Annotated in this window: 18 protein-coding genes; 14 read left to right on the top strand and 4 right to left on the bottom strand. The window is 65.7% G+C overall.

What is annotated here, in order from left to right:
• The first annotated feature begins 87 nt into the window (after positions 1 to 87).
• From RMR04_RS27040 to RMR04_RS27060, 5 genes are all read left to right on the top strand, one after another.
• A complete protein-coding gene (locus RMR04_RS27040) occupies positions 88 to 1,065 on the top strand; it encodes an ABC transporter permease (RefSeq protein ID WP_311911616.1) in 978 nt (325 codons plus the stop codon).
• A 139-nt stretch (positions 1,066 to 1,204) separates the two neighbouring features.
• A complete protein-coding gene (locus RMR04_RS27045) occupies positions 1,205 to 2,041 on the top strand; it encodes an ABC transporter permease (RefSeq protein WP_311911617.1) in 837 nt (278 codons plus the stop codon).
• Positions 2,038 to 3,678 (top strand): ABC transporter ATP-binding protein, encoded by a 1,641-nt coding sequence (locus tag RMR04_RS27050; protein WP_311911618.1) that lies wholly within the window; start codon positions 2,038 to 2,040, stop codon positions 3,676 to 3,678. Before RMR04_RS27045 ends, RMR04_RS27050 begins: the two co-directional genes overlap by 4 nt.
• A 136-nt stretch (positions 3,679 to 3,814) precedes the next feature.
• Positions 3,815 to 5,104 (top strand): ArgE/DapE family deacylase, encoded by a 1,290-nt coding sequence (locus RMR04_RS27055; RefSeq protein WP_311911619.1) that lies wholly within the window; start codon positions 3,815 to 3,817, stop codon positions 5,102 to 5,104.
• A 225-nt stretch (positions 5,105 to 5,329) separates the two neighbouring features.
• Positions 5,330 to 5,773: an NUDIX hydrolase gene (locus RMR04_RS27060; protein WP_311911620.1), complete on the top strand. Its 444-nt coding sequence runs from the start codon at positions 5,330 to 5,332 to the stop codon at positions 5,771 to 5,773.
• On the opposite strand, the gene RMR04_RS27065 is transcribed toward RMR04_RS27060, so the two are convergent.
• Positions 5,774 to 7,495 carry a Na/Pi cotransporter family protein gene (locus tag RMR04_RS27065; RefSeq protein WP_311911621.1) on the bottom strand — a complete coding sequence of 574 codons (1,722 nt, stop codon included), beginning with the start codon at positions 7,493 to 7,495 and terminating at the stop codon, positions 5,774 to 5,776.
• A 167-nt stretch (positions 7,496 to 7,662) separates the two neighbouring features.
• Complete coding sequence (locus RMR04_RS27070; protein ID WP_311911622.1) at positions 7,663 to 8,664, bottom strand: GlxA family transcriptional regulator; 1,002 nt, start codon at positions 8,662 to 8,664, stop codon at positions 7,663 to 7,665.
• 86 nt (positions 8,665 to 8,750) lie between these two features.
• Here RMR04_RS27070 and RMR04_RS27075 point away from each other — a divergent pair, with 86 nt between their 5' ends.
• The 9 genes from RMR04_RS27075 (at position 8,751) to RMR04_RS27115 (ending at position 20,920) form a co-directional block, all read left to right on the top strand.
• The gene (locus tag RMR04_RS27075) at positions 8,751 to 10,001 is read left to right on the top strand and encodes a sarcosine oxidase subunit beta family protein (protein WP_311911623.1); all 1,251 of its coding nucleotides are present in this window, start codon (positions 8,751 to 8,753) and stop codon (positions 9,999 to 10,001) included.
• A gap of 161 nt (positions 10,002 to 10,162) precedes the next feature.
• Positions 10,163 to 10,438 carry a sarcosine oxidase subunit delta gene (locus RMR04_RS27080; RefSeq protein ID WP_311911624.1) on the top strand — a complete coding sequence of 92 codons (276 nt, stop codon included), beginning with the start codon at positions 10,163 to 10,165 and terminating at the stop codon, positions 10,436 to 10,438.
• Positions 10,435 to 13,419, top strand: coding sequence for a sarcosine oxidase subunit alpha family protein (locus RMR04_RS27085; protein WP_311911625.1), 2,985 nt, complete (start codon positions 10,435 to 10,437; stop codon positions 13,417 to 13,419). The genes RMR04_RS27080 and RMR04_RS27085 overlap by 4 nt, the downstream gene beginning before the upstream one ends.
• The gene (locus RMR04_RS27090) at positions 13,412 to 14,074 is read left to right on the top strand and encodes a sarcosine oxidase subunit gamma (protein WP_311911626.1); all 663 of its coding nucleotides are present in this window, start codon (positions 13,412 to 13,414) and stop codon (positions 14,072 to 14,074) included. Before RMR04_RS27085 ends, RMR04_RS27090 begins: the two co-directional genes overlap by 8 nt.
• Before the next feature lie 97 nt (positions 14,075 to 14,171).
• Positions 14,172 to 15,035 (top strand): formyltetrahydrofolate deformylase, encoded by an 864-nt coding sequence (purU, locus tag RMR04_RS27095; RefSeq protein WP_311911627.1) that lies wholly within the window; start codon positions 14,172 to 14,174, stop codon positions 15,033 to 15,035.
• A 222-nt stretch (positions 15,036 to 15,257) separates the two neighbouring features.
• Positions 15,258 to 17,048 (top strand): peptide ABC transporter substrate-binding protein, encoded by a 1,791-nt coding sequence (locus tag RMR04_RS27100; protein WP_311911628.1) that lies wholly within the window; start codon positions 15,258 to 15,260, stop codon positions 17,046 to 17,048.
• 127 nt (positions 17,049 to 17,175) lie between these two features.
• The gene (locus tag RMR04_RS27105; protein ID WP_092171144.1) at positions 17,176 to 18,135 is read left to right on the top strand and encodes an ABC transporter permease; all 960 of its coding nucleotides are present in this window, start codon (positions 17,176 to 17,178) and stop codon (positions 18,133 to 18,135) included.
• A complete protein-coding gene (locus tag RMR04_RS27110) occupies positions 18,101 to 19,042 on the top strand; it encodes an ABC transporter permease (protein ID WP_311911629.1) in 942 nt (313 codons plus the stop codon). Before RMR04_RS27105 ends, RMR04_RS27110 begins: the two co-directional genes overlap by 35 nt.
• A gap of 24 nt (positions 19,043 to 19,066) precedes the next feature.
• Positions 19,067 to 20,920: an ABC transporter ATP-binding protein gene (locus RMR04_RS27115; RefSeq protein WP_311911630.1), complete on the top strand. Its 1,854-nt coding sequence runs from the start codon at positions 19,067 to 19,069 to the stop codon at positions 20,918 to 20,920.
• Between the two features lie 245 nt (positions 20,921 to 21,165).
• Here RMR04_RS27115 and RMR04_RS27120 read toward each other — a convergent pair whose 3' ends face one another.
• Entirely contained in the window at positions 21,166 to 22,470 is a 1,305-nt protein-coding gene (locus RMR04_RS27120) for a UDP-glucose dehydrogenase family protein (protein WP_311911631.1), read from the bottom strand.
• Between the two features lie 164 nt (positions 22,471 to 22,634).
• Positions 22,635 to 24,671, bottom strand: coding sequence for an NAD(+) synthase (locus tag RMR04_RS27125; protein WP_311911632.1), 2,037 nt, complete (start codon positions 24,669 to 24,671; stop codon positions 22,635 to 22,637).
• Between the last annotated feature and the right edge of the window lie 339 nt (positions 24,672 to 25,010).

The raw sequence follows: 25,010 nt of genomic DNA on the forward strand, positions 1-25,010 counted from the left end.
GCTCTTTCCCGGTGACGGTCCCGTGTCAGCGCAGCGGCACTTCGCGCCGCAGCGCGCACGGGATGGCACGCTTCGCGAAAGCCTTGAATGAACCTCCTCCACTTCCTCTCCGGCCGATTGGTGAAGGGCGTTCTCGTGCTCTTCGCCATCGCCGTGCTGAACTTCTTCCTGATCCGCGCAGCACCGGGCGACCCGGCGCAAGTGCTCGCGGGCGAAGCGGGCGCGGCCGACGCCCAGTTGCTCGAACAGCTGCGCCAGCGCTTCGGGCTGAACGAGCCGATCACGACGCAGCTCTGGATCTACATCAAGGGCTACATGACCTTCGATCTCGGCTTCAGCTATCGCCAGCAGCAGCCGGTGCTCAGCCTCGTGCTCGACCGCTTACCCGCGACGCTGCTGCTGACAGGAGCGGCTTTCGTCGTCTCGCTCGGGCTCGGCATCGTCATGGGCGCGCTGGCCGCAAGGCGAGCCGGGCGCTGGTCGGACAGCCTGATCACCACGCTGTCCCTCGTCTTCTACGCGACGCCGCTGTTCTGGATCGCGTTGATGAGCCAGATCGTCTTCTCCCTGAAGCTCGGCCTCGTGCCCAATGTGGGGTACGAGACGATCGGCGCGAATTACACCGGGCTGGCGCGGGCACTCGACATCGGCCACCACCTGATACTGCCGGCGCTGACGCTCGGCCTATTCTTCACCGCGCTCTATGCCCGGATGATGCGCGCCTCGATGCTCGAGGTCGCCGGGGCCGATTTCGTCAAGACGGCACGCGCCAAGGGCCTCTCGCCAGGCATCGTCTCGCGGCGGCATGTCGCGCGCAACGCGATCTTGCCCGTGGTGACGCTGGCGGGATTGCAGGCCGGGCAGCTCGTCGGCGGGGCGGTGCTGACCGAGACGGTCTTCGCCTGGCCCGGCATCGGCCGGCTGATGTTCGACGCGCTGGTGCAGCGCGACTATTCCGTGCTGCTCGGCGTCTTCTTCATGTCCTCGGCCATGGTCGTCGGCTTCAACATCCTGACGGATCTGGTCTACCGCATCGCCGATCCGCGCATCGAGGCTGCGTCGTGAGCTGCTTTACCACCTCGTCATGGTCGGACTTGTCCCGACCATCCATGTCTTCATTTGCCACGTCTTCGCTTGTCGAATGCCGCGTTCAAGACGTGGATGCTCGCCACAAGGGCGAGCATGACGGCGAGGAGACCGCGTCATGAACTTCCTCAAACGCTTCTGCCGCAATCGCGGCGCGGTCCTCGGCCTTGTCATCCTGCTCGCGGTCGTCGCCTTCGCACTGCTGGCGCCCTCGCTCTATCCGAGCTCGCCCTGGCGCATGGTCGGGCGGCCCTTCATGGCGCCCTTCGCACTGGAGCGCTTCCCGCTCGGCACCGATACGCTTGGCCGCGACATCGCGGCAGGCATGGTGCATGGGGCGCGCGTCTCGCTGATGATCGGCGTCGTCTCGACGATCGTCTCGCTGCTGATCGGCGTGCCGCTCGGCGCTGTCGCCGGCTATGCCGGGGGCTTCGTCGACGACGCCCTGATGCGCTTCACCGAATTCTTCCAGACCATCCCCTCCTTCGCGCTGGCGATCGTGCTGGTCGCGATCCTGCAGCCGCAACTGGGCTCGATCGTGCTCGCCATCGGCGTCGTCTCCTGGCCGCCGGTGGCGCGGCTGGTGCGCGGCGAGGTGCTCTCGCTCAGGACGCGCGAATATGTCCAGGCCGCCGTCACGATCGGCCAATCGACGCCGCGCATCATCTTCAGCCAGGTGCTGCCCAACACGGTGGCGCCGATCATCGTGATGGGTTCATTGATGATCGGCTCGGCGATCCTGCTCGAATCCGCCCTCTCCTTCCTGGGCCTGGGCGACCCCAACCTGATGAGCTGGGGCTATATGGTGGGGGCGGGGCGCACGCGCCTGCTCGACGCCTGGTGGATCAGCTTCTTCCCGGGCTTTGCGATCTTCCTCACTGTGCTGGCGCTCAACCTTGCCGGCGAGGGTCTGAACGATGCGCTGAACCCGCGCCTCGCACGAGGCCGCGAATGAGCGATATCTCTGCAAAGGCCCTGCCTGTCCTCTCCATCGAGAACCTGACGCTGGCCCTGCCGGCGCTGGCCGACCGGGCCCATGCGGTCGAAGGCGTGACGCTTGCGATCGCGCCCGGCGAAACGCTCTGCGTCGTCGGCGAGTCCGGTTCGGGCAAATCGATGATCGCGCATGCCGTGATGGGCCTCCTGCCCAAAGCGGTGAAGCCGGCGGGCGGTGCGATCAGGCTCGCCGGACGCGACCTGCTCAGCCTCGACGAGGAGGCGATGCAGGATGTGCGCGGGCGCGAGATCGGCATGATCTTCCAGGAGCCGATGACCTCGCTCAACCCGGTGATGCGGGTCGCCGACCAGATCATCGAGACCTTCGAGGCGCATGGGCTGCACGGAACCTCCGAGCGGCGCGCGCGCGCCGTCGCGCTCCTGACCGAGGTCGGCCTGCCCGACCCGCCGCGCCTCGCCAAGGCCTATCCGCACGAGCTCTCGGGCGGCCAGCGACAGCGCGTGATGATCGCTATGGCGCTGGCGCTCGAACCCAAGCTCCTGATCGCCGACGAGCCGACGACCGCGCTCGACGTCACCACACAGGCGCAGATCCTCAAGCTCCTCGATAATCTGCGCCACAAGCACGGCACTGCAGTGCTGTTCATCACCCATGACATGGGCGTTGTCGCCGAGATCGCCGACCGCATCGCCGTGCTGGAGAAGGGCGTGCTGGTCGAGGAAGGCACGGCCGATCAGGTGCTGGGCTCACCCCGCCATGCCTATACGCAAAAACTCCTCGCCGCCGTGCCTTCCCTCGTGCCGCCCGTGCGACCGGCCTTGCCGGAGAGCCCGCCCGTGCTCAGCGTCGAGGGGCTCGGCAAGATCTATCGCAAGCGCTCCTTCTTCGGCACGGCGCGCGAGGTCAGGGCAGCCGAGGACATCTCGTTCTCGCTGGTCCGTGGCGAGACGCTCGGGCTCGTCGGCGAGTCCGGCTCCGGCAAATCGACCGTCGGGCGCTGCTGCCTCAGATTGATCGAGCCCAATGCCGGGCGGATCGTACTGAGCGGTCAAGGCTCGGGCGACCTCGTCCTCAGCGATCTCGGCCCCGCCGCGCTGCGCCAGCACCGCAAGCGCATCCAGATGGTGTTCCAGGATCCCTTCGCCTCGCTCAACCCGCGCCAGACCGTCGGCCGCATCATCTCCGACGGGCCGGTGGCACATGGCGTCGCGCGCGTGACCGCCCTGATGAAGGCGCGCGAATTGCTCGAACTCGTCGGCCTCTCCGCCAATGCGGTCGACCGCTACCCGCATGAATTCTCCGGCGGCCAGCGCCAGCGCATCGGCATTGCGCGTGCGCTCGCCCTCGAACCCGACGTGCTGGTGGCCGACGAGGCGGTCTCGGCGCTCGACGTCTCCGTGCAGGCGCAGATCCTGTCCCTGATCAAGGAGATCCAAAGCCGGCTCGGTCTCGCCATCCTGTTCGTCACCCACGACCTGCGCGTCGCTGCGCAGATCTGCGACCGCATCGCGGTGATGCAGCGCGGCCGCATCGTCGAGACCGGCCCGACGGCGGCTTTGTTCGCCGCCCCGCAGCACGCGTATACGCGGCAGCTGCTGGCCGCCGTTCCCGGCGGCGGGCGGTTCGGGCATTGATTGGAGAACGGGGCCTCGTTCCTCGTCATGGTCGGGCTTGTCCCGACCATCCACGCCTCCCCTTCATCCGCGTCGCAAGACGTGGATGCTCGGCACAAGGCCGAGCATGACGGCAACAGCCTCCGGAGCCCAGCCCATGCCTCTCGATCCCGCCCTCCGCGACAAGATTCTTGCCTCCGTCGAGGCCGGTTTTGCCGAGCAGATCGCCTTCACGCAGGAGCTGATCCGCTTTCCCTCGCTGCGAGGCGAGGAACACACCTGCCAGGACTTCGTCTTCCGGGCGCTGAAGGACCGCGGCTTCACCATGGACCGCTTTGCGATGGACAGGGCGGCGATCGCAGCCCATCCCGGCGGCGCGCCTTTCTCCGACACGCATTCCGACGCTCCGATCGTCGTCGGCATCCATCATCCGCGCGCGGAGACCGGCCGTTCGCTGATCCTGCAGGCGCATGTCGACGTCGTACCGACTGGGCCTGTCGACCAGTGGACGCATGCGCCCTTCGACCCGGTGATCGAGGGCGACTGGATGTATGGCCGCGGCAGCGCCGACATGAAGGCCGGGGCCGGCGCCAATTTCTACTGCCTGGACGCGCTGAAGCGCATCGGCCTGCAGCCGGCGGCGACGCTCTATCTGGAATCGGTCGTCGAGGAGGAGTCGACCGGGAACGGCGCATTGATGACGCATTTGCGCGGCTACCGTGCCGACGCGGCGCTGATCCCCGAGCCCGAATACGAGATGCTGGCCCGGGCCAATGCCGGCGTGCTCTGGTTCCAGTTCGAGGTGCGCGGCGTGCCAGTGCATGTGCGCGAGATGGGCACTGGCGCCAACGCCATCGACGCCGCCTATCGCGTCGTCGCGGCACTGCGCAAACTGGAAGAGGAGTTCAACGCCGAGAAGGCCGGCCGCGAGCATTTCGAGGACCAGCCCCACCCGATCAACCTCAATATCGGCAAGATCGAGGGCGGCGACTGGGCCTCCTCGGTGCCGTGCTGGTGTCGGGTCGATTGCCGGGTCGGGCTCTATCCGGGCGTGACCGCGGAAGAGACCGCCAAGCGCATCGAGGATTGCATCCGAACCGCGTCGCGGGCCGATGCCTTCCTCGCCAACAACCCGCCGAAGGTGACCTTCAACGGCTTCTGGGCGGAGGGTTATGTGCTCGCCCCCGGCAGCGAGGCCGAGGCCGTGCTCGGCCGCTCGCATGAAGCCGCGCTCGGAGCGCCGCTGAAGAGCTTCATGACAGCGGCCTATCTCGATGCCCGCGTGCACGCGCTCTACGACAAGATTCCGGCGCTCTGCTACGGCCCGATGGGCGAGAACATCCACGCCTTCGACGAGCGCGTCAGCCTGGCCTCGCTGAAGCGCATCACCGGATCGATGGCGCTGTTCGTGGCGGAATGGTGCGGCGTCGAGGCCGTAAGCGGCTGAAGCACCACAAACACGCGCACGGTCCTGCTCCGGCAAAAGATCGCCGGCTCGGTCCGGAGCCGGCTTTGCCCCGTCAGATACAACAAAGCTGTTGTCGAATGGCCGCGCTGGAACCAAGGGCGTCGCCATTCGGCCGTGGATGCGTGACACTCTACCGGCTTCGGTCGCGCCTGATTCGCGCTGGGCGCCTTCGATTTCGCGCAGCCATGGAGACGCCGCCCCACGATGAAGAAGGCCAAGCGCACGCCCGGCGAGGCTCGCTTACAGATCGCTGCCATGCCGATCCGACGCATGAACAATGGCTCGACCGAGATCATGCTCGTGACCTCGCGCACGACGCAGCGTTGGATTGTGCCCAAGGGCTGGCCGATCAAGGGGTTGAAGAACCATGAGGCGGCAGCGCGCGAGGCTTTTGAAGAAGCCGGGGTGATCGGCAAGATCAGCCCCAAGCCGGCTGGCCGCTACATCTACTGGAAGCGCATGCGCGACCATTTCGTGCTGTGCACGGTGAAGCTCTATCTGCTCGAAGTCGAGCGGCAGCTCGAAAGCTGGGCCGAGCAGGGCCAGCGGCGCAGTCAGTGGTTCAAGCCCGAAGACGCCGCCGATCTGGTCGATGAGCCTGAATTGAGCACGGCCATCCGCAAACTGGCCGCCCCAGTGCCGGGCTGATCAGAGGCCCGATTGCGGGGCCGGCATCAGATGCCCCCCTTGCTGGGCCTGCGCCTCCTGCGCTTCCCGCAAACGGCTCTCGCGCAGGGCATTGGCGCTTTCCAGGATCGGATAGCCGATCGAAGCGACATGGCCGTGGATGCGCTTGAGGTCGCGGATGATGTCGAGATGGATCGCGCTGGTCTCGATCGATTCCGCCCGCCCGCTGCGCAGCCGCTGGAAATGGCTCTCGGTCGCGCGCCGCTCGGCATCGCGCATCATCGCCTTCTCCGCGAAAAGCTGGCGCGCCAGAGCGAGATCGCGGCTGGCGAAGACATTGAGCGCCAGCACCAGACCCGACGAGACGCGCTGGTGGAAGTCACGGATCTCGGCCAGGCCTTCGGGCGAAAAAGCATAGCGCTTGCGGATCTTCTTCTCGGCGAGTTCGCGCAGGTTCTTGTCGATGATGTCGCCGATATGCTCGAGATTGGTGATCAGCGTGATGATCTCGAGCAGGCGGCGGCCCTCCTCCTCGGTCAGTTCGTTGCGCGACACCTGGACGAGATAGAGCTTGATCGATTCATGGATCGCATCGACGCCGTCATCGGCCTGGGCGATGGCGCGCGAGAGCTTCAACTCGTCCTTTTCGAGCAGCGTCATCGTATCGCGCAGCATCAATTCGACGCGATCACCCAGATTCAGCGCCTCGCGCATCGCACAGGCCAGAGCCTCCGAGGGGCTGTCGAGCACGGCAGGATCGAGATGGCGCGGCCGCACGGTCGCGTCAGGCGCCTCCTTGCCGGGCATCAGGCGCTCGACCAGCCGCGCCACCGGCGCGACGAAGGGCAGGAACACAAGCGCGCCGACGAGATTCAGCGCGACGTGGAACTCGATGGCGAGCCGCGAATCGAGCGTCGGCAGGGTCTGAAGCCAGCCAGCCAGAGGCGCGACGAAGGGCAGCACCAGGAGCGCCAGGACGAGCCGGGTGAACAGATTGGCGACGGCAGCCTGACGCTGCAGGGCAGGCGCGCCGAGCTGGTCCAGCACCGGGATCAGCGCATTGCCGAGATTGGCGCCGATGACGAGGGTCAGCGCGGTCGCGGGCGGAAACAGGCCGGACGCCGCAAAGGTCGCGATCAGCAGGATGACGGCGATGCTGGAATGGGTCAGCCAGGTCGCAGCGACCGCGACGAGGACCGCCAGCAGCGGTTCATGGCCGATGGCGCCCAGGAGCGTGCGAAAGACCGGCGATTGGGCCAGGGGAGCCGCCGCCGCGTTCAATTCGATCAGCGAGAGCAGGATGAGCCCGATGCCGACGAAAACGCGGCCGATATTGCGGGCGCGGTCCATCGCCTCATTGGCCAGATAAAGCGCGACGCCGATGGCGAGGCAAAGCCCCCAGATCCAGCCCAGATCCATCGAGATCACGAAGGCCGCGAGCGAAGTGCCCAGATTGGCGCCGAGCAGCACGGCCAGCGCCATAGCCGGCACGATCAGGCGGCGGCCGGCGAAGGAGGAGACCAGCAGCGTCGTCGCCGTCGAACTCTGCAGCACCATGGTGACCGCGATACCGCTGCCGAAAGCGGCGAAGCGATTGCGCGTGAAGCTCGCCAGCGCATGGCGCAACGAGGCCCCAAAGGCCCGCATGGCACCCGTGCGCACCAGCCTGACCGCCCAGATCAGCAACGCGACGCCGCCGGCAAGGTGGATCAGGACTGTGGTGGCACTCTCGCTGCTTGTCATCGCCGTGGGGTCTTTCTCCGATTCAGGCCGAAACCGTAGCGCAAAATTCCTAGTTTTTCATTAGCCAACTTATCTTTAGTGACGGCAAAACATGCTGACAATGCGGCGGGGTCGGTGAAATTTTGCGCATCGGAATTGCGGTTGGCGCAATGCGAGCCACCTGCCGCTCAGCGCGGCGCGCGCGCCCTCTCCGGAGCACGCTCGGCGCGCGGCGAATGGCCGAAACGCAAGCGATAAGCCCGCGAGAAATGGCTCGCGCTGGCAAAACCGCAAGCGAGCCCGGTCTCGAGCACTGAAAGGCTGGTCTGACGCAGCAGGTCACGGGCCCGGTCGAGCCGCAATGCCAGATAATGCTCGCCGAGCGAGCGGCCAAGATGCAGCCGAAACAGCCGTTCCAACTGGCGCAGGGAGACATTCGCCGTGCGGGCGAGCTCGGCGCGGGTGACGGGATTCTCGAGACTCTGCTCCATCCGCGCGACGACGCGCAGCAGCGGCGCATGGGCGATGCCGAGCCGCTCGCGCAGGGGCATACGCTGCGGCCCCTCGCCTTCCCGGACATGGGTCTGCAGGAACCATTCGCTGACCGCGAGCGCGAGTTCGCTGCCATGTTCGCGGGCGATGACGGCGTGCATCATGTCGAGCGGGGCGGTACCGCCGCTCGAGGTCAGGCGATCCCGGTCGATCTCGTAAAGCGAGCGCCGCAGATCAAGATCGGGATAATCCTCGAGGAAGGCGGAGGCATGCTCCCAATGCAAGGTGAAGCGATAGCCGGAGAGCACATTGGCCCGCGCCAGGATATAGGGCCCGCCCGAGACGCCGCCGAGCTTGACGCCGCGCCGCACCAATTGCCTGAGCCAGGCAAAGGTCGCCGGATGCTGGAAAGCGGCGGGATTACCGCCGGCGCAGACGAAGACATAGTCGAAGCGGATCTCGTCCCCCAGACCATAATCGGCCTGGATGCTGACGCCGTTCGAGGCTGGCGCCGGCAGGCCGTCGATCGAGACATGGCTCCAGCGGTAGAGATCGCGCCCCGAGAGGCGGTTGGCCGCCCGCAAGGGCTCGACCGCAGAGGCATAGGCGAGCAGCGCGAAATCCGGAATCAGCAGGAAGCCGATATGGGCCGGGCCCTGGCCGTCGCTATTGGTCAATCTTGCGTCGCTGGTGGTCATGTTGACCAGCCTATGATCGTCAATCTCAGGAAGACAAGTCCGGAGCGCCGCTGGCCGCCGGACAAGCCCTCCGGACCTGACCGCTCATGCGCTATTCCGTCTTCTCGCTGCTCGCCCAGACGCTGGCAGGCCATAAGGGCTGGAAGCCGGCCTGGCGCGACGCCGCGCCCAAGCATGAATATGATGTGCTGGTCATCGGCGGCGGTGGGCATGGGCTGGCGACGGCCTATTACCTCGCCAGCCAGCACGGCATCAGCAATGTCGCGGTGATCGAGAAGGGCTATATCGGCTCCGGCAATGTCGGCCGGAACACCACGATCATCCGCTCGAACTATCTCCTGCCCGGCAACACGCCTTTCTACGAGCATTCGATGAAGCTCTGGGAAGGGCTGGAGCAGGACATCAACTACAACGCCATGGTCAGCCAGCGCGGCGTGCTGAACCTCTACCATTCCGATGCGCAGCGCGACGCCTATGCCAGGCGCGGCAACGCGATGCGGCTCGCCGGCGTCGATGCCGAACTGCTCGACCGCGAGCAGGTACGTGCCATGGTTCCCTTCTTCAACTACGAGACCGGACGCTTCCCGATCCAGGGCGGGTTGCTGCAGCGGCGTGGCGGCTCGGTCCGGCATGATGCCGTCGCCTGGGGCTATGCCCGTGCCGCCGACCAGCGCGGCGTCGACATCGTCCAGAACTGCGAGGTCACCGGGCTTTCGATCGAGAATGGCCGCGTCACCGGGGTCGAGACCTCGCGCGGGCCGATCAAGGCGAAGAAGATCGCACTCGCCGTCGCCGGCAACTCCTCGCGGCTCGCCGCCATGGCGGGGATGCGATTGCCGATCGAGAGCCATGTGCTGCAGGCCTTCGTCTCCGAGGGCGTCAAGCCATTGATCGACACTGTCGTGACCTATGGCGCCGGCCATTTCTACGTGAGCCAGTCCGACAAGGGCGGGCTCGTCTTCGGCGGCGATATCGACGGCTACAACTCCTACGCCCAGCGCGGCAACCTGCCGGTGATCGAGGATGTGATGGAATCGGCCATGGCGCTGTGGCCCGGTGTCGGACGGTTGCGCGTGCTGCGGCACTGGGGCGGCATCATGGACATGTCGATGGACGGGTCGCCGATCATCGACCACACCCCGATCGACGGGCTCTATCTCAATGCCGGCTGGTGCTATGGCGGCTTCAAGGCGACGCCAGCCTCAGGCTGGTGCTTCGCGCACCTGATCGCGCGCGATGAGCCCCACCCTGTCGCAACCGCCTTCCGGCTCGACCGTTTCACTACGGGCCGCGTCATCGACGAAAAGGGCGTCGGCGCCCAGCCGAACCTGCATTGAGGCGCGCGATGCTTACGCTTCCTCTTCCGTCATGGTCGGGCTTGTCCCAACCATCCACGTCTTCCTTCGGAGCGTGCGGTGTTCAAGACGTGGATGCTCGGCACAAGGCCGAACATGACGTGGTTGGCGCGCGCCTCGCCCTCGACCGGATGGTCTGAACCATGCGAATCCCCTGCCCCTATTGCGGCGCCCGCGACGCCCAGGAATTCACCTATCTCGGCGACGCCAATCCCAAGCGTCCCGACAGGATGGAAGCGACCGAAGCGGCCATGTTCGATTACGTCTATCAGCGCGACAACCCGGCGGGGCGGTTTCGCGAGCTCTGGTATCACGGCGCCGGCTGCCATGCCTGGCTCGTGGTGACGCGCGACACCAAAACCCATGCGATCGAGGCCGCCGAGCCGGCGAAACCGAGCAAGGCCGGAGCCGCGGCATGAGTACGCAACCCTTCCGTCTCGGCACCGGCGGCCTGATCGACCGCACGCAGGCGCAATCCTTCCGCTTCGACGGCAAGCGCTATGAGGGCTATGCCGGCGACACGCTCGCCTCGGCTCTCCTAGCGAATGGCGTCAGACTCGTCGGCCGCTCGTTCAAATACCACCGCCCGCGCGGCATCCTCTCGGCCGGAGCGGAGGAGCCCAATGCGCTGGTCGAGCTGCGCGCCGGCGCAAGGCGGGAGCCCAACACGCGCGCGACGGTCGCCGAGCTTTATCATGGGCTGGAGGCGCGCAGCCAGAACCGCTGGCCCTCGCTCGCCTTCGACCTGCTTTCGGTCAACTCGCTCTTCGGCGCCGGCCTGGTCGCGGGCTTCTACTACAAGACCTTCATGTGGCCGGCGGCCTTCTGGGAGAAGCTCTACGAGCCGCTGATCCGGCGAGCGGCCGGGCTCGGGCGGGCCGCGACCCATGAAGATCCCGACCACTACGAGAAGGCCTTCGCCTTCTGCGACGTGCTGGTGATCGGCGGCGGGCCGGCAGGCCTTGCCGCCGCGCTGGCAGCGGGGCGCAGCGGCGCACGCGTCATCCTCTGCGACGAGGATTTCCGGTTGGGCGGCGCCTTGCTTGCCGAAAAACGCGAGATCGACGGCCGGCCGGCGGCTGAATGGCTCGCCGCGACGCTGACCGAACTCGCCAGTCTGCCGGATGTGACGATGATGCCGCGCAGCACGGTCTATGGCGTCTACGACCATGGCATCTATGGCGTGGTCGAACGTGTGAACGACCATCTGCCGGTCCCGCCGGCGCATCAGCCGCGCCAGCGCGCCTGGCGCATCAACGCCAAGCGCGCCGTGCTGGCGGCGGGCGCGATCGAGCGGCCAATCGTCTTCGCCGGCAACGACATGCCCGGCGTGATGCTGGCCGGCGCCGTGCGCGCCTATGTCAACCGCTATGGCGTGCTGCCCGGGCGCGAGGCCGTCGTCTTCACCAGCGGCGACGATGGCTGGGCCACGGCTCGCGACCTCGTGGCGGCCGGTGCGAAGGTCGCCGCCATCGTCGATCCGCGCGCCGAGATCGATGCCGGACTGATGGCGCTGGCAAGCCGGATCGGCACGCAGGTATTCGCAGGGAGCGTGGTCAGCAGCGCCTCGGGCGGCCGGGCGCTCGACCGCGTCACCATCCGCGACGCTTCGGGGCGCGAGCAGGCCATCGCTTGCGACCTGCTTGCGGTCTCGAATGGCTGGAACCCGACGCTGCATCTGACCTCGCACCAGAATACGCGACCGGTCTGGGACGAGAGCATCCACGCCTTCGTGCCGGGCCAGATGCCGGCGGGCCTTTCCGTTGCCGGCAGCGCAGCCGGGCGGTTCTCGCTGGCGCAGGCGCTGGCGGACGGCGCGCGACTGGGCACAGAGGCCGCGACCGATTGCGGTTTTAGTGGGAAAACCGGGAAAACGCCGCCGAAGACTGACCCAGAAAGCCTCGCGCTCTCGCCCGTCTGGCGGGTGAAGGGCGGCAAGGGCAAAGCCTTCGTCGATTTCCAAAACGACGTCACCGACAAGGATGTCGAGCTCGCCGCACGCGAGGGCTTCAAGCCGGTCGAGCATCTCAAGCGCTACACCACACTGGGCATGGCGACCGACCAGGGCAAGACCTCCAATATCGCGGGCCTCGCAATCATGGCCGAGCTCACGGCCAAGACCATCCCCGAGACGGGCACGACGATCTTCCGCCCGCCTTATACGCCGGTGGCGATCGGCGCGCTCGGCGGGCATCATCGCGGCCGCGACTTCAGGCCGACGCGGCTCGCGCCGACGCATCAATGGTCGCAGGACCAGGGTGCGGTCTTCATCGAGAGCGGCGCCTGGATGCGGGCGCAATACTATCCCAAACCCGGCGAGACCGACTGGCTGACCACTGTGAACCGCGAGGTTCTGGCAGTGCGAAGCGGCGTCGGCCTCTGCGACGTCTCGACCCTGGGCAAGATCGATATCCAGGGCGCGGACGCCGCCGAATTCCTGGAGCGTGTCTACATCAATGGCTGGAAGGCCCTGCCTGTCGGCAAGGCGCGCTACGGGCTGATGCTGCGCGAGGACGGCTTCGTCATGGATGACGGTACGACCTCGCGGCTCGCCGAGACCCATTTCCTGATGACCACCACCACGGCCAATGCCGGCAAGGTCATGCAGCATCTCGAATTCTGCCACCAGGTGCTCTGGCCCTCGCTCGATGTCCGCATGGTCTCGGTCTCCGAACAATGGGCGCAGGCCGCGATCGCCGGGCCGAAAGCGCGCGAGGTCCTGCAGGGCGTGGTCGACCCGCAGCACGACATCTCGAACGAGGCCTTCCCCTATCTCGCCGCGCGGGAGGTCACGGTCGGCGGCGGCATTCCGGCGCGGCTGTTCCGGATCTCGTTTTCGGGTGAGCTCGCCTATGAGCTCGCCGTGCCCGCCGATTACGGCGACGCGATGATGCGGGCGCTGATGGCGGCGGGCGAGCCGCATGGCATCTGCGCTTACGGCACCGAAGCGCTCGGCGCGATGCGCATCGAGAAGGGCCATGTCGCCGGCAACGAGCTCAGCGGCCAGACCACGGCGCGCGATCTCGGCCTCGGCAAGATGATGTCCTCGAAGAAGGACTATATCGGCCGCGTCATGGCCAAGCGCGAGGCGCTGGTCGAGGCGCAGCGGCCGAGCCTCATTGGTTTCAAGGCGGTCGATCCCGGCCAGCGACTGCGCGCCGGAGCGCATTTCATCGCGCTCGGCCAGCCCGCGACGATGGAAAACGACGAGGGCTACATGACCTCGGTCGCCTATTCCCCGAACCTGAAGCACTGGATGGGGCTCGGCCTGCTCAAGAACGGCGCGAGCCGCATCGGCGAGCGCATCCGCGCGGTCGACCCCGTCCGCAACGGCGATATCGAGGTCGAGATCTGCTCGCCCGTCTTCGTCGATCCCGAAGGAACGCGCCTGCATGTCTGACGCAGCGACGAAGTCTGACGCAGTGATGAAGCCGGGCTGGACGCCCAGGAGCGCCTGGGCCGGCATCCTGTCCGAAGGGTCGTTCGGTGCGAAGGGACCCGCAGGCGTTACCGCAACCGCCAGGGAAGGGCTCGGCATCGCCAGCCTGATCGCGCCGGGGGACGGCGAAGCGGTTTTGAGCCAGGTCGTCAAGACGCGCTTCGGGCTTGACCTGCCGACCACGCCTCGGACAGCCGTCTCGGCCGGGCGCGCACTGGTCTGGGCCGGCCCGGGCCAATGGCTGTTCATCGCCGGGGATCGCGGCGGTTTCGCCGACGATCTTCAGGCGCTGTCGGGGCTGGCTGCGATTGCCGACCAGAGCGACGGACGCGCCGTCTTGACCCTGTCGGGCGGCAAAATCCGCGCCGCGCTGGCCAAGGGCTGCATGATCGACCTGCATCCATCCGCCTTCCCGGTCGGCAGCGCAGCCTTGACAAGCATCGCCCATATCGGTGTGCATCTCTGGCGGGCCGAGGACGGTCCTGACGGAGCGGTTTTCGAGTTCATGGTCGCGCGCAGCATGGCGGGTAGTTTCTGGTCCTGGTTCTCGGCCTCCGTGGCCGAGTTCGGCTGCCAGGTCGCGCTTGCGAGAGATTGCGCCAACGGACGAGGTTGAGCGCAGCGCGTCGCGCGCAGCCCGCCTCGCCTCTCCCCATTCTATTCCTGCCATTCCTGTTTCGATTTGAAGGGCCGCCTCCCCGGCGGCGTCGATCATGCTCGACCGTACCGCGATCCTCACCCTCTCCTGCCCGAACCGCCCCGGCATCGTCGCTGCCGTCTCGACCCTGCTGTTCGAGGCCGGCTGCAACATCCTCGACGCCCAGCAATTCGACGACACCGAGACTGGCCGCTTCTTCATGCGCGTCGTCTTCAACCGTCTTGAGGACGGGCAACAACCCGCGGCGATCGCTGCCTCGGTCGACGAATTGGCCAAGCGCTTCGGCATGGCCGTCACGCTGCGCGAGCGCGGAGCGAAGAAGCGCGTCATGCTGCTGGTCTCGAAATTCGACCATTGCCTGGCCGACTTGCTTTATCGCTGGCGCATCGGCGAGTTGCCGATGGAGATCACCGGCATCGTCTCAAATCACGGCCGCGACAGCATCGCCTCGACCGATATCGGCGATCTACCGTTCCATCACTTGCCGGTGACGCGCCAGACCAAGATGGAACAGGAGGCCGAAATCTGGCGATTGGTCCAGGAAACCAAGACCGATCTTGTGGTGCTCGCGCGCTATATGCAGATCCTGTCTGACGGATTCTCGGCCAAGCTTCTTGGCCGCTGCATCAATATTCATCACTCCTTCCTGCCTGGGTTCAAGGGCGCCAAGCCCTATCACCAGGCCCATGAGCGCGGCGTGAAGCTGATCGGGGCGACGGCGCATTACGTCACACCCGATCTCGATGAAGGCCCAATTATCGAGCAGGACGTCGAGCGCATCTCGCATCGCGATACGCCCGACGATCTCGTCCGCAAGGGCCGCGACATCGAACGGCGCGTGCTGGCGCGCGCCGTCCTCCATCATTTGGAGGATCGCGTCATCCTCAATGGCAAGAAGACCGTCGTCTTCACCGATTGAGCGGCATAAAATTGCGTTTCCCTGGCTAATCGCGAACGTATCGCGGCGTTCCGCGCATGCGATGACACGCGCGCGCCGCGCGAAGGAAGCGTCCTCCGCATCCGCCGTTGCGCTGCACGGTTGACGCATCGATTGGCACATGCCTTGCTCAGGGCGATCGGGGAAAGAGCGGTGCGGTAAGCGCCGCCTGTCGATTTCTGTCGCTTGAAGTGGAGGCTACGAATGAAAGATCATGATCTGCGACGACTGATCGAAGGGGTCAAAACCGGTGGCCTGTCGCGGCGATCCTTCATCAAGAAGGCTGCGGCTATCGGCCTGGCAGCTCCATTCGCGAACCAGCTGCTTGGATTCAACGGCGTCGCGATGGCGCAGAACGCCACCGTTGAATACAAGCCGACCAAGGCTGGCGGCGGCGGGCCGCTCAAGATCCTGCTCTGGCAGGCGCCAACCCTGCTGAACCCGCATTTCGCCTCGGGTACCAAGGACCAGATCGCCTCGCGTATCTTCTTCGAGCCGCTGGCCGGCTGGGACAAGGAAGGCAACCTGATCGCGCAGCTCGCGGCAGAGACCCCAAGCAAGGCCAATGGCGGTCTTTCCGCCGACGGCAAGGAAGTGACCTGGAAGCTGAAGCCCGGCGTGAAGTGGCATGACGGCAAGCCGTTCACGGCCGACGACGTCGTCTTCACCTGGGAATACGCCAAGGATCCGGCGACCGCCGCCTACACCACCGGCTCCTACAAGGACATCACGGTCCAGAAGATCGATGACCTGACCATCAAGGTCATCTTCAAGGAAGCGACGCCGTTCTGGGCCGATCCCTTCGTCGGCACGGCCGGCCAGATTCTGCCGAAGCATCATTTCGCCGATTATATCGGCGCCAAGTCGCGCGACGCGCCGGCCAACCTCAAGCCCGTCGGCACCGGCCCCTACAAGTTCGTCGACTTCAAGCCGGGCGACATCCTCACCGGCGAGCGCTTCACCGATTACCACGTCAAGAACCAGCCGCATTTCGACACGCTCGAGGTGAAGGGCGGCGGTGACGCGGTCTCGGCGGCGCGCGCCGTGCTGCAGACCGGCGAATTCGACTATGCCTGGAATCTGCAGGTCGAGGATGAAGTCCTCAAGCGCATGGAGACCGGCGGCCGCGGCAAGATCAGCGCCGTCGCATCCGGTGACATCGAGTTCATCATCCTCAACACCACCGATCCGTGGACCGAAGTCGATGGCGAGCGCTCGAGCATCAAGACCAAGCACCCGACGCTGTCAGACCCGAAGGTGCGCGAGGCGATCAACCTGCTGATCGACCGCGACTCGATCCAGAAGTTCATCTATGGCCGCGGCGGCGTCGCCACTGCGAGCTTCGTGAACGAGCCGAAAATGTTCAAGTCGCAGAAGCTCAAATACGAGTTCAGCGTCGACAAGGCGAACAAGATCCTCGACGACGCGGGCTATAAGCGCGGCGCGGACGGCATCCGTGAAAAGGATGGCAAGAAGCTGAAATACGTCTACCAGACCTCGATCAACGCCCCGCGCCAGAAGACCCAGGCCATCATCAAGCAGGCCTGCCAGCGCGCCGGCATTGAGCTGGAGCTGAAGTCTGTCACGGCCTCGGTGTTCTTCTCGTCTGATGTCGCCAACCCCGACACCTACACCAAGCTCTATGTCGACATCGAGATGTACACCACGACGCAGCCGCAGCCCGATCCGGAGCGCTTCCTCAACCAGTTCACCACCGAGGAGATCGCCAACAAGGAGAACAAGTGGCTGGGCCGCAACGTCTCGCGCTACTCCGATCCGGCAGCGGACGCGGCCTTCAAGGCCGCCCAGAAGGAGCTCGATCCGGCCAAGCGCGCCGCGCTCTTGATCAAGGTCAACGAGATCTTCTGCGAGGCGAATGTGATCCTGCCGCTGCTGTCGCGCACCCGCGTCGCCGCGTCCGTGCATAATCTCGTGCATGATCACAGCGGCTGGGACGTCGACACCTGGAACCTCGCGGCCTGGTATCGTAGCTGAGACCCTGGTCCTTCGCGGAGCTAGCGCTTCGTGAAGGGCCTGTTCGCCGCCTGCAGGCACAAGCGTGCTTGCAGGCGGCGAGCCATTTTCGTCCGCGGGCCAACCGCGTGCTCACAGAGACCATTTCATGGCCAGTTATCTGCTCCGGCGCCTGCTGATCGCCATTCCCAGCCTGCTCGGGATCAGCCTTATCCTGTTCACGGTGCTCGCAATGGCGCCGGGCGACCCGTTCTCGGAAATGGCGACCAATCCGAACGTGCCGCCTGAGGTGCGTGAGGCACTGCGCGCCAGCTTCGGCCTCAACGATCCGATCATGGTGCGCTATCTGCGCTGGCTGACATCGATGATGCAGGGCGACTGGGGCTTTTCCTTCGCCAGCCGCATCAATGTCGACAAGCTGATCCTGCAGCGCGTGCCGACCACTCTCTTCGTCGTCGGCTCCTCGCAGATCCTGGCGCTGTTGATCGCACTGCCTGTCGGCATCTATGCCGCGACGCGACCCTATTCGGTGTTCGACCAGATCGCCAATACGCTGGCCTTCGTCGGTTTCTCGCTGCCGACCTTCTTCACCGGCCTGCTCTTCATCCTGGTCTTCTCGGTGGCGCTGGACTGGTTCCCCTTCGTGTACCGCTCCGACATCGCCGCCACGGGCTGGCGCTGGTACTGGGAGATGTTCCGCCAGGCGATCATGCCGATCATGGTGCTCGGTCTGTTCCAGGCGGCCTCCTATACGCGCTATGTCCGCTCGGCGGTGCTCGACGTCATTCGGCTGGACTACGTCACCACCGCCCGCGCCAAAGGCCTGAGCGAGCGGAAGGTGACGCTTCGCCACATCACGCGCAATGCGCTGATCCCGGTCGTCACGCTCGTCGCCCTGCAGATGCCGGCCGTGTTCGGCGGTGCCATCGTCACCGAGCAGATCTTTCGCATTCCAGGCATCGGCTCGCTGCTGATCGACGCGATCCTCGCCAACGACACACCGGTGATCATGGCCGTGACCTTCGTCTTCGCCTGCCTCGTCGTCATCTTCAATCTCATCGCGGATCTTCTTTATGGCTGGCTCGACCCTCGCATCTCCTTCAGCTGAACCCGTGGTGGTGGCGGCGAAAACGAGCGCTGCGGTCTCGCCGGGGCGCGAGACCTGGCGGCGTTTCCGCCGGCATCGGCTCGCCATGGCGAGCTCGGTCGTGCTGGCCATATTGGTGCTCGGCGTCGTCATCGGCCCCTGGCTCTGGCCGATTGCGATCAACGAGATCGACTTCTCGGCCCAGCTCCAGACCCCGTCCTGGGCCCATCCCTTCGGGACCGACGATCTCGGCCAGGACATTCTGGCGCGGATGATCTATGGCGGCCGCATCTCGCTCGCCGTCGGTCTCGCGGCCATGTTCGTCGCCACCTTCGTCGGCGTCGTCGTCGGCGCGCTGGCGGGCATGTCGCGCCGCTATGTCGACTCTTTCCTGATGTGGGTGACCGATCTGTTCCTGTCGCTGCCGCAGCTGCCGCTGCTGCTGCTCGTGATCTATCTCTTCCGCGAGCAGCTCAAGGCGGCCTTCGGCGTCGAGGGCGGCGTCTTCGTGCTGATCGTCATCGTCATCGGCGGGCTGAAGTGGATGCCCGTGGCGCGGCTGGTGCGCGCACAGTTCATGTCGCTGCGCGAGAAGGAATTCGTCGAGGCGGCGCGCGCGCAGGGCGCGACCAAGTTCCGGCAGATGGTCCACCACATCCTGCCGAACGCGCTCGGCCCCGTGATCGTAGCGGCGACCATCGAGGTTTCCTCGGCGATCATCGCGGAATCGACGCTCTCCTTCCTCGGACTGGGCTTCCCTCCCGACATCCCGACCTGGGGGCGCCTGCTCTTCGACGCCAAGGACCATCTCGATTCCGCCCCGCACTGGGCTCTGTTCCCCGGTGCTGCGATCTTCCTCACCGTGCTCTCGATCAACTTCATCGGCGACGGCCTGCGCGACGCGCTCGATCCGCGCCGCGTCATCTGACACAAACCATAGAAGGCACCCCTCATGACAACCCCTCCCATCCTGTCCGTGAGCAACCTGACGACGTCCTTCCGCGTCGAGGGTCTGTGGAAGCCGGTTGTGCGGAGCGTCTCCTTCGACATCGCGCCTAAGGAGACGCTGGCCGTCGTCGGTGAATCGGGCTCGGGCAAGAGCGTGACCGCGCTCTCGATCATGCGATTGACGCCCTCGGGTAACAGCCGCATCGAGGGCTCGATCAAGCTGAGCGGGCAGGAATTGTTGACCTTGCCGGACGCCGACATGCGCAAGATCCGCGGCAATGATGTCGCGATGATCTTCCAGGAGCCGATGACCTCGCTCAACCCGGTGCTGACCATCGGTTTCCAGATCGCCGAGGCTCTGATCCTGCATCGCAACCTGTCGCGCTCGGCAGCCGAGGCCGAGACGATCCGCCTGCTGGAGAAGGTCCGCATCCCGGCGGCGAAGTCGCGCTTCCACGAATATCCGCACCGCTTCTCGGGCGGCATGCGCCAGCGCGTGATGATCGCCATGGCGCTGGCCTGCAAGCCCAAGCTCCTGATTGCCGACGAGCCGACGACCGCGCTCGACGTGACGATCCAGGCGCAGATCCTGGAGCTGATCAAGCTGCTCCAGGAGGAGGAAGGCATGTCCGTCCTCTTCATCACCCACGACATGGGCGTCGTCGCCGAAATCGCCGACCGCACGGTGGTGATGTATAATGGCGAGGCGGTCGAGACCGGCACGACGGAAGACATCTTCGCCCGCGCCCATCACCCCTATACCCGCTCCCTGCTCTCGGCCGTACCGAAGCTTGGCTCGATGACCGGGCGCCGGCGGCCGATGCGTTTCCCCGTCGTCGATCGCCTGACCGGCGAATCCGATGTGCCGACCGAGACGCCCGATACGGTCGAGGCGAGCGAGCGGCCGGTGATCGAGGTCAGCAACCTGACCACGCGCTTCGAGATCCGCTCCGGCCTGCTCGGCAAGGTCCAGGGCCGCGTCCATGCCGTCGAGAACGTCTCCTTCAGCGTCCAGGCCGGCGAGACCCTGGCGCTGGTCGGCGAGTCCGGCTGCGGCAAGTCGACGACCGGGCGCTCGGTGATGCGCCTGATCGAGCCGCTGGCGGGCTCGGTGCTGCTCGACGGCGTCGATGTCCTCAAGCTGAACCAGCATGACCTGCGCGAGCAGCGCAAGCGCATGCAGATGATCTTCCAGGACCCCTTCGCGAGCCTGAACCCGCGCATGAATGTCGGCGCGGCGATCGCGGAACCCCTGCTGATCAACAAGCTCGCGACCCGCTCGGAAGCGCGCGACAAGGTCGCTGAATTGCTGCGCCGCGTCGGCCTTCAGCCCGACATGGCGAGCCGCTTCCCGCACGAATTCTCGGGCGGCCAGCGCCAGCGCATCTGCATCGCCCGCGCACTCGCGGTCGAGCCGCGACTGATCGTGGCGGATGAATCGGTCTCGGCGCTCGACGTCTCGGTCAAGGCGCAGGTGATCAACCTGATGCTCGAGCTCCAGGCCAGGATGAAGCTCGCCTATCTCTTCATCTCGCACGACATGGCGGTGGTGGAGCGGGTGAGCCATCGCGTCGCGGTGATGTATCTCGGCGAGATCGTCGAGATCGGCCCGCGCGAGGCGATCTTCGGCAATCCGCAGCACCCCTACACCAAGCGCCTGCTCGCTGCCGTGCCGATCGCCGATCCGACGCGCCGTCACGAGAAGAACCCGGTCTCCAACGACGAGATCAGGAGCCCGGTGCGCCCGGCCGACTATATCCCGCCGATCCGGCAGTACCGCGAAGTCTCGCCCGGCCACGCCGTGATGATCTGGGGCGAGGAGTGGGAGAAGCCCACCGTGCAGGGCATCGCAGCCTGAGCTTTCTGAGCCCCGTGAAGAACGGAAGCCCGCGGCAGCGATGCCGCGGGCTTTTTGTTGGAAGCATCGGCCCGAAAAGTGGGAACCGGTTTTCGGGACAAGCCGAGGCAAGATCAAAACCCTACAGCATCTGATGCTGTAGGGCGCCCCGCTGGTCATTCGGGGCTTCGCCCTCGGGTCCGACCTCTGGTCGGCCCAAGGATAAACTCCGCGAAGAGCCCGGAAAAGCGTCCAGCGCTGAACCGTCAGGCGCCGCGGCCGATGCCGTGATAGGTGAAGCCCAGCGCCTTCATCTCCTGCGGCCGATAGATGTTACGCAGATCGACCACGACCGGGCTCTTCAGGGACGCCTTGACGCGCTTCAGATCGAGTGCGCGGAAGGCGTTCCACTCGGTGATGATCACCAAGGCGTCAGCCCCTTCGATACAGTCATAGGGCCCCTCGGCGAAGCCGACATTCAGAACCTGGCGCGCCTGCTCCATGCTCTCGGGGTCATAGGCGATGACCTCCGCGCCTGCCGCCTGCAAGGCCGGGATGATGTCGAGGGAGGGGGCGTCGCGCATGTCATCGGTGTTGGGCTTGAAGGCCAGCCCCAGTACGGCGATGCGCTTGCCGGCGACCGAGCCGCCGCAAGCCGCGATGATCTTCTCGGCCATGCGCTTCTTGCGTCTGCTGTTGACCTCGACCACCGTCTCGATCAGGCGGGTCGGGCTCTTCGCGTCCTGGGCGGTCTTGACCAGCGCGAGCGTATCCTTCGGGAAGCAGGAGCCGCCATAGCCGGGGCCGGCATGGAGGAATTTCGCGCCGATGCGATTGTCGAGGCCGATGCCGCGCGCCACGTCCTGGACATCGGCGTCGAGCTTCTCGCAGAGATCGGCCATCTCGTTGATGAAGGTGATCTTCATCGCGAGGAAGGCGTTGGCGGCGTATTTGATCAGCTCAGATGTCCGACGGCTGACGAAGAGCAACGGGCCCTGGTTGATGTAGAGCGGGCGGTAGATCTCGGTCATGACATGGCGGGCATGGTCGCTGTCGGTACCGATGACGATCCGGTCAGGGCGCTTGAAATCCTCGATCGCCGCGCCCTCGCGCAGGAATTCGGGATTGGAGACGACGCTGATATTGGCTCCGGGCCGGACTTCGCGCAGAATCCGCTCGACCTCGTCGCCGGTGCCGACCGGCACCGTCGATTTGGTGACGATGACGGCGTTCTCCGCGGCGAGCACGGCAATCTCACGGGTCGCCTCATAGACATAGGTCAGATCGGCATGGCCGTCGCCGCGCCGCGTCGGGGTGCCGACCGCAATGAAGATCGCATCGGCATCGCGCGCCGCCTCAGCGAGATCGGTGGTGAAGGAGAGACGCCCGGCGCGCATATTCGCCTCGAGCATCGTATCGAGACCCGGCTCGAAGATCGGCACCTCGCCGGCCTTCAGCCGCGCGATCTTGGCGGGGTCCTTGTCGACGCAAACCACGTCATGGCCGAAATCGGCGAAACAGACACCCGAAACAAGGCCGACATAGCCCGACCCCACCATGACAAGGCGCATCCACCATCTCCCAAACACCGCGCACCAGTCAGTCCCGGCGGCTGGTCAGAATTTCCAAGCGGTCTAGCATTGCACCGCACAAGGGCAAAGCGCGCGCAGCCGAAAGCCCTCCACTCAGGAGAGCTACCCTGATCGGCGTTCAGAGAGTGCGTCGTCAGCACGCATCACGGAATGCGATCGAGATCCAGGAGCCAGGCGGCGGCCGAAGCATCGCTCGGCGCCCGCCAATCCCCGCGCGGCGACAGCGAACCGCCCGAGGACACTTTCGGACCATTGGGCACAGCCGAGCGCTTGAACTGGCTGGTCTCGAAGAAGCGCCGCACGAAGACCGTGAGCCAGCGCTTGATCACCGGCAGGTCATAAGCGACCCGCTTGTCCGCCTCGATATTGGGCGGCCAGTCGCCGCGCTTGGCATCCGACCAGGCGTGGTGCGAGAGGAACGCGACCTTGCTCGGCCGGAAACCGAAGCGGGTGATGTAGAACAGGTTGAAGTCCTGCAGCGCATAGGGGCCGACAAAATCCTCGGTCCTCTGGCTTGGTCCGTCGCCCTCGCCCGGAACGAGCTCGGGCGAGATCTCGGTCGCAAGGATGTCCAGCATCACGGCCGAGGCATCCGCACCGAAGCGCTGCGATTGCGCCACCCAGCGGATCAGATGCTGGATCAGGGTCTTCGAGACCGAACCGTTGACGTTGTAATGGGACATATGGTCGCCGACGCCATAGGTGCACCAGCCGAGCGCCAGTTCCGAGAGGTCGCCCGTGCCGAGCACGAGCCCATTATTCTGGTTGGCGAGGCGGAACAGCACGGAGGTGCGCGCGCCGGCTTGCACGTTCTCGAAGGTGATGTCGTAGACGGGTTCGCCCTTGGCGAAGGGGTGGCCGATATCGACCAGCATCTGCCGGCAGGCCGGCGTCATGTCGATTTCCTGCGCGGAGACACCGAGCGCCGTCATCAATCGCCAGGCATTGGCCTTGGTGCCCTTGCTCGTGGCGAAGGCCGGCAATGTGTAGGCAAGGATGTTGCTGCGCGGCAGACCGAGCGCGTCGAAAGTCTGCGCGGCGACGATCAGGGCCTGCGTCGAATCGAGGCCTCCCGAGACGCCAATGACGATCTTCTCGACGCGCGCGCTCTCCAGCCGCTTGCGCAGGCCATGCGACTGGATGTTGTAGGCCTCGAAGCAGAGCTCGTTCAATCGTGCGTCATCATTCGGCACGAAGGGGAAGCGCTCGATCGTGCGCTCCAGGCCAAGATCGGAGACACGGTCGGGAGCGAGCTCGAAGCTGACGGTGCGGAAATTCAACCGGTCGCGCAGCGCATCGGCATTGTCGCCGAAGGTGTTCTGGCGGATGCGGTCCATCACCAGCCGCTCGAGATCGATATCGGCGACGATGAGCTGTGGCTCGGCGGCGAAGCGCTCGGCCTCGGCCATCAGCACCCCGCTCTCATAGATCATTGCCTGGCCGTCCCAGGCGAGATCGGTGGTGGATTCGCCAGGCCCCGCCGCGGAATAGGCATAGGCTGCGATGCACCGGCCGGAATGGGCCTTGCACAAGGCATGGCGCCAGTCGGACTTGCCGATGGTGACATTGCTGGCGGAGAGATTGAGCAGCACGGTCGCGCCGGCCAGCGCCGCAAACGAGCTCGGCGGCACCGGCGTCCAGACGTCCTCGCAGATCTCCATATGGATGGTGAAATCGGCGATATCGGCGGCCTTCAACAGGATGTCCGTGCCGAAGGGCACCTCCTGGCCGCAGAGCACGACGCTTTCCACCGCCGCACGCTCGCCCGAGGCGAACTGCCGGCGCTCATAGAATTCGCGGTAGTTCGGCAGATAGGTCTTCGGCACGGCTGCGAGAATACGGCCGCGATGGATCGCAATCGCGCAATTGAACAGCCGCCCGTCGATACGCAGCGGCGCCCCGACGATGGCGACAGGCTGTAGCGAACGGCTCTCCTCGACCAGCACCCCAAGTGCCGCCAGCACCGCATCGAGCAGCGCGTTCTGCTGCAAGAGGTCGTCGATCGCATAGGCGCTGATGCCGAGCTCGGGAAACAGTGCAAGCGAAGCGCCCTGCGCGTCGGCGCGGCGCAGCAGACGAACCGTCTCAGCGACATTGAAGGCGGGATCGGCGACCTTCAGCCGCGGCGCGGCACAGGCGACGCGCACGAAGCCATGGGTGTGGATATTGAAGAAACTCATCGCCGATCCAATCCGCCAAGGCGAAGAGCCCAAGGCCGAGTACCTTATCGCGCAGGCGGCGTAGGGCGGGCAAGGGCAGCAGCCGCCCGTTATCGGGGTCGCGCTGGCGTCTCGCTAAGCGGCCGCACCGGAGTGCCTGTCGATCGCGGACGCGGCCGGCAATTCAAATGGAGCAGCGTTGGCGGTTAGCGCCGACTGCGCACTCCATGCCAACCTCGCTCTCACCCAAGGCCGCGAAGGGCTGATGAGAGCCGCTCGTCACCTCCAGGCAAACACGCCCTCGCCGTCCTCAATGCGTGGCGCGGCAAGGTTGATGTCGCGTGGCGGATGGGGATATGG

The sequence above is a fragment of the Bosea sp. 685 genome, assembly GCF_031884435.1.
GTDB lineage: Bacteria > Pseudomonadota > Alphaproteobacteria > Rhizobiales > Beijerinckiaceae > Allobosea.

Coding starts and splice junctions, on each gene's coding strand:
- RMR04_RS27040 (WP_311911616.1), top strand. CDS start 88: ATGAACCTCCTCCACTTCCTCTCCGGCCGATTGGTGAAGGGCGTTCTC.
- RMR04_RS27045 (WP_311911617.1), top strand. CDS start 1,205: ATGAACTTCCTCAAACGCTTCTGCCGCAATCGCGGCGCGGTCCTCGGC.
- RMR04_RS27050 (WP_311911618.1), top strand. CDS start 2,038: ATGAGCGATATCTCTGCAAAGGCCCTGCCTGTCCTCTCCATCGAGAAC.
- RMR04_RS27055 (WP_311911619.1), top strand. CDS start 3,815: ATGCCTCTCGATCCCGCCCTCCGCGACAAGATTCTTGCCTCCGTCGAG.
- RMR04_RS27060 (WP_311911620.1), top strand. CDS start 5,330: ATGAAGAAGGCCAAGCGCACGCCCGGCGAGGCTCGCTTACAGATCGCT.
- RMR04_RS27065 (WP_311911621.1), bottom strand. CDS start 7,495: ATGACAAGCAGCGAGAGTGCCACCACAGTCCTGATCCACCTTGCCGGC.
- RMR04_RS27070 (WP_311911622.1), bottom strand. CDS start 8,664: ATGACCACCAGCGACGCAAGATTGACCAATAGCGACGGCCAGGGCCCG.
- RMR04_RS27075 (WP_311911623.1), top strand. CDS start 8,751: ATGCGCTATTCCGTCTTCTCGCTGCTCGCCCAGACGCTGGCAGGCCAT.
- RMR04_RS27080 (WP_311911624.1), top strand. CDS start 10,163: ATGCGAATCCCCTGCCCCTATTGCGGCGCCCGCGACGCCCAGGAATTC.
- RMR04_RS27085 (WP_311911625.1), top strand. CDS start 10,435: ATGAGTACGCAACCCTTCCGTCTCGGCACCGGCGGCCTGATCGACCGC.
- RMR04_RS27090 (WP_311911626.1), top strand. CDS start 13,412: ATGTCTGACGCAGCGACGAAGTCTGACGCAGTGATGAAGCCGGGCTGG.
- purU (WP_311911627.1), top strand. CDS start 14,172: ATGCTCGACCGTACCGCGATCCTCACCCTCTCCTGCCCGAACCGCCCC.
- RMR04_RS27100 (WP_311911628.1), top strand. CDS start 15,258: ATGAAAGATCATGATCTGCGACGACTGATCGAAGGGGTCAAAACCGGT.
- RMR04_RS27105 (WP_092171144.1), top strand. CDS start 17,176: ATGGCCAGTTATCTGCTCCGGCGCCTGCTGATCGCCATTCCCAGCCTG.
- RMR04_RS27110 (WP_311911629.1), top strand. CDS start 18,101: ATGGCTGGCTCGACCCTCGCATCTCCTTCAGCTGAACCCGTGGTGGTG.
- RMR04_RS27115 (WP_311911630.1), top strand. CDS start 19,067: ATGACAACCCCTCCCATCCTGTCCGTGAGCAACCTGACGACGTCCTTC.
- RMR04_RS27120 (WP_311911631.1), bottom strand. CDS start 22,470: ATGCGCCTTGTCATGGTGGGGTCGGGCTATGTCGGCCTTGTTTCGGGT.
- RMR04_RS27125 (WP_311911632.1), bottom strand. CDS start 24,671: ATGAGTTTCTTCAATATCCACACCCATGGCTTCGTGCGCGTCGCCTGT.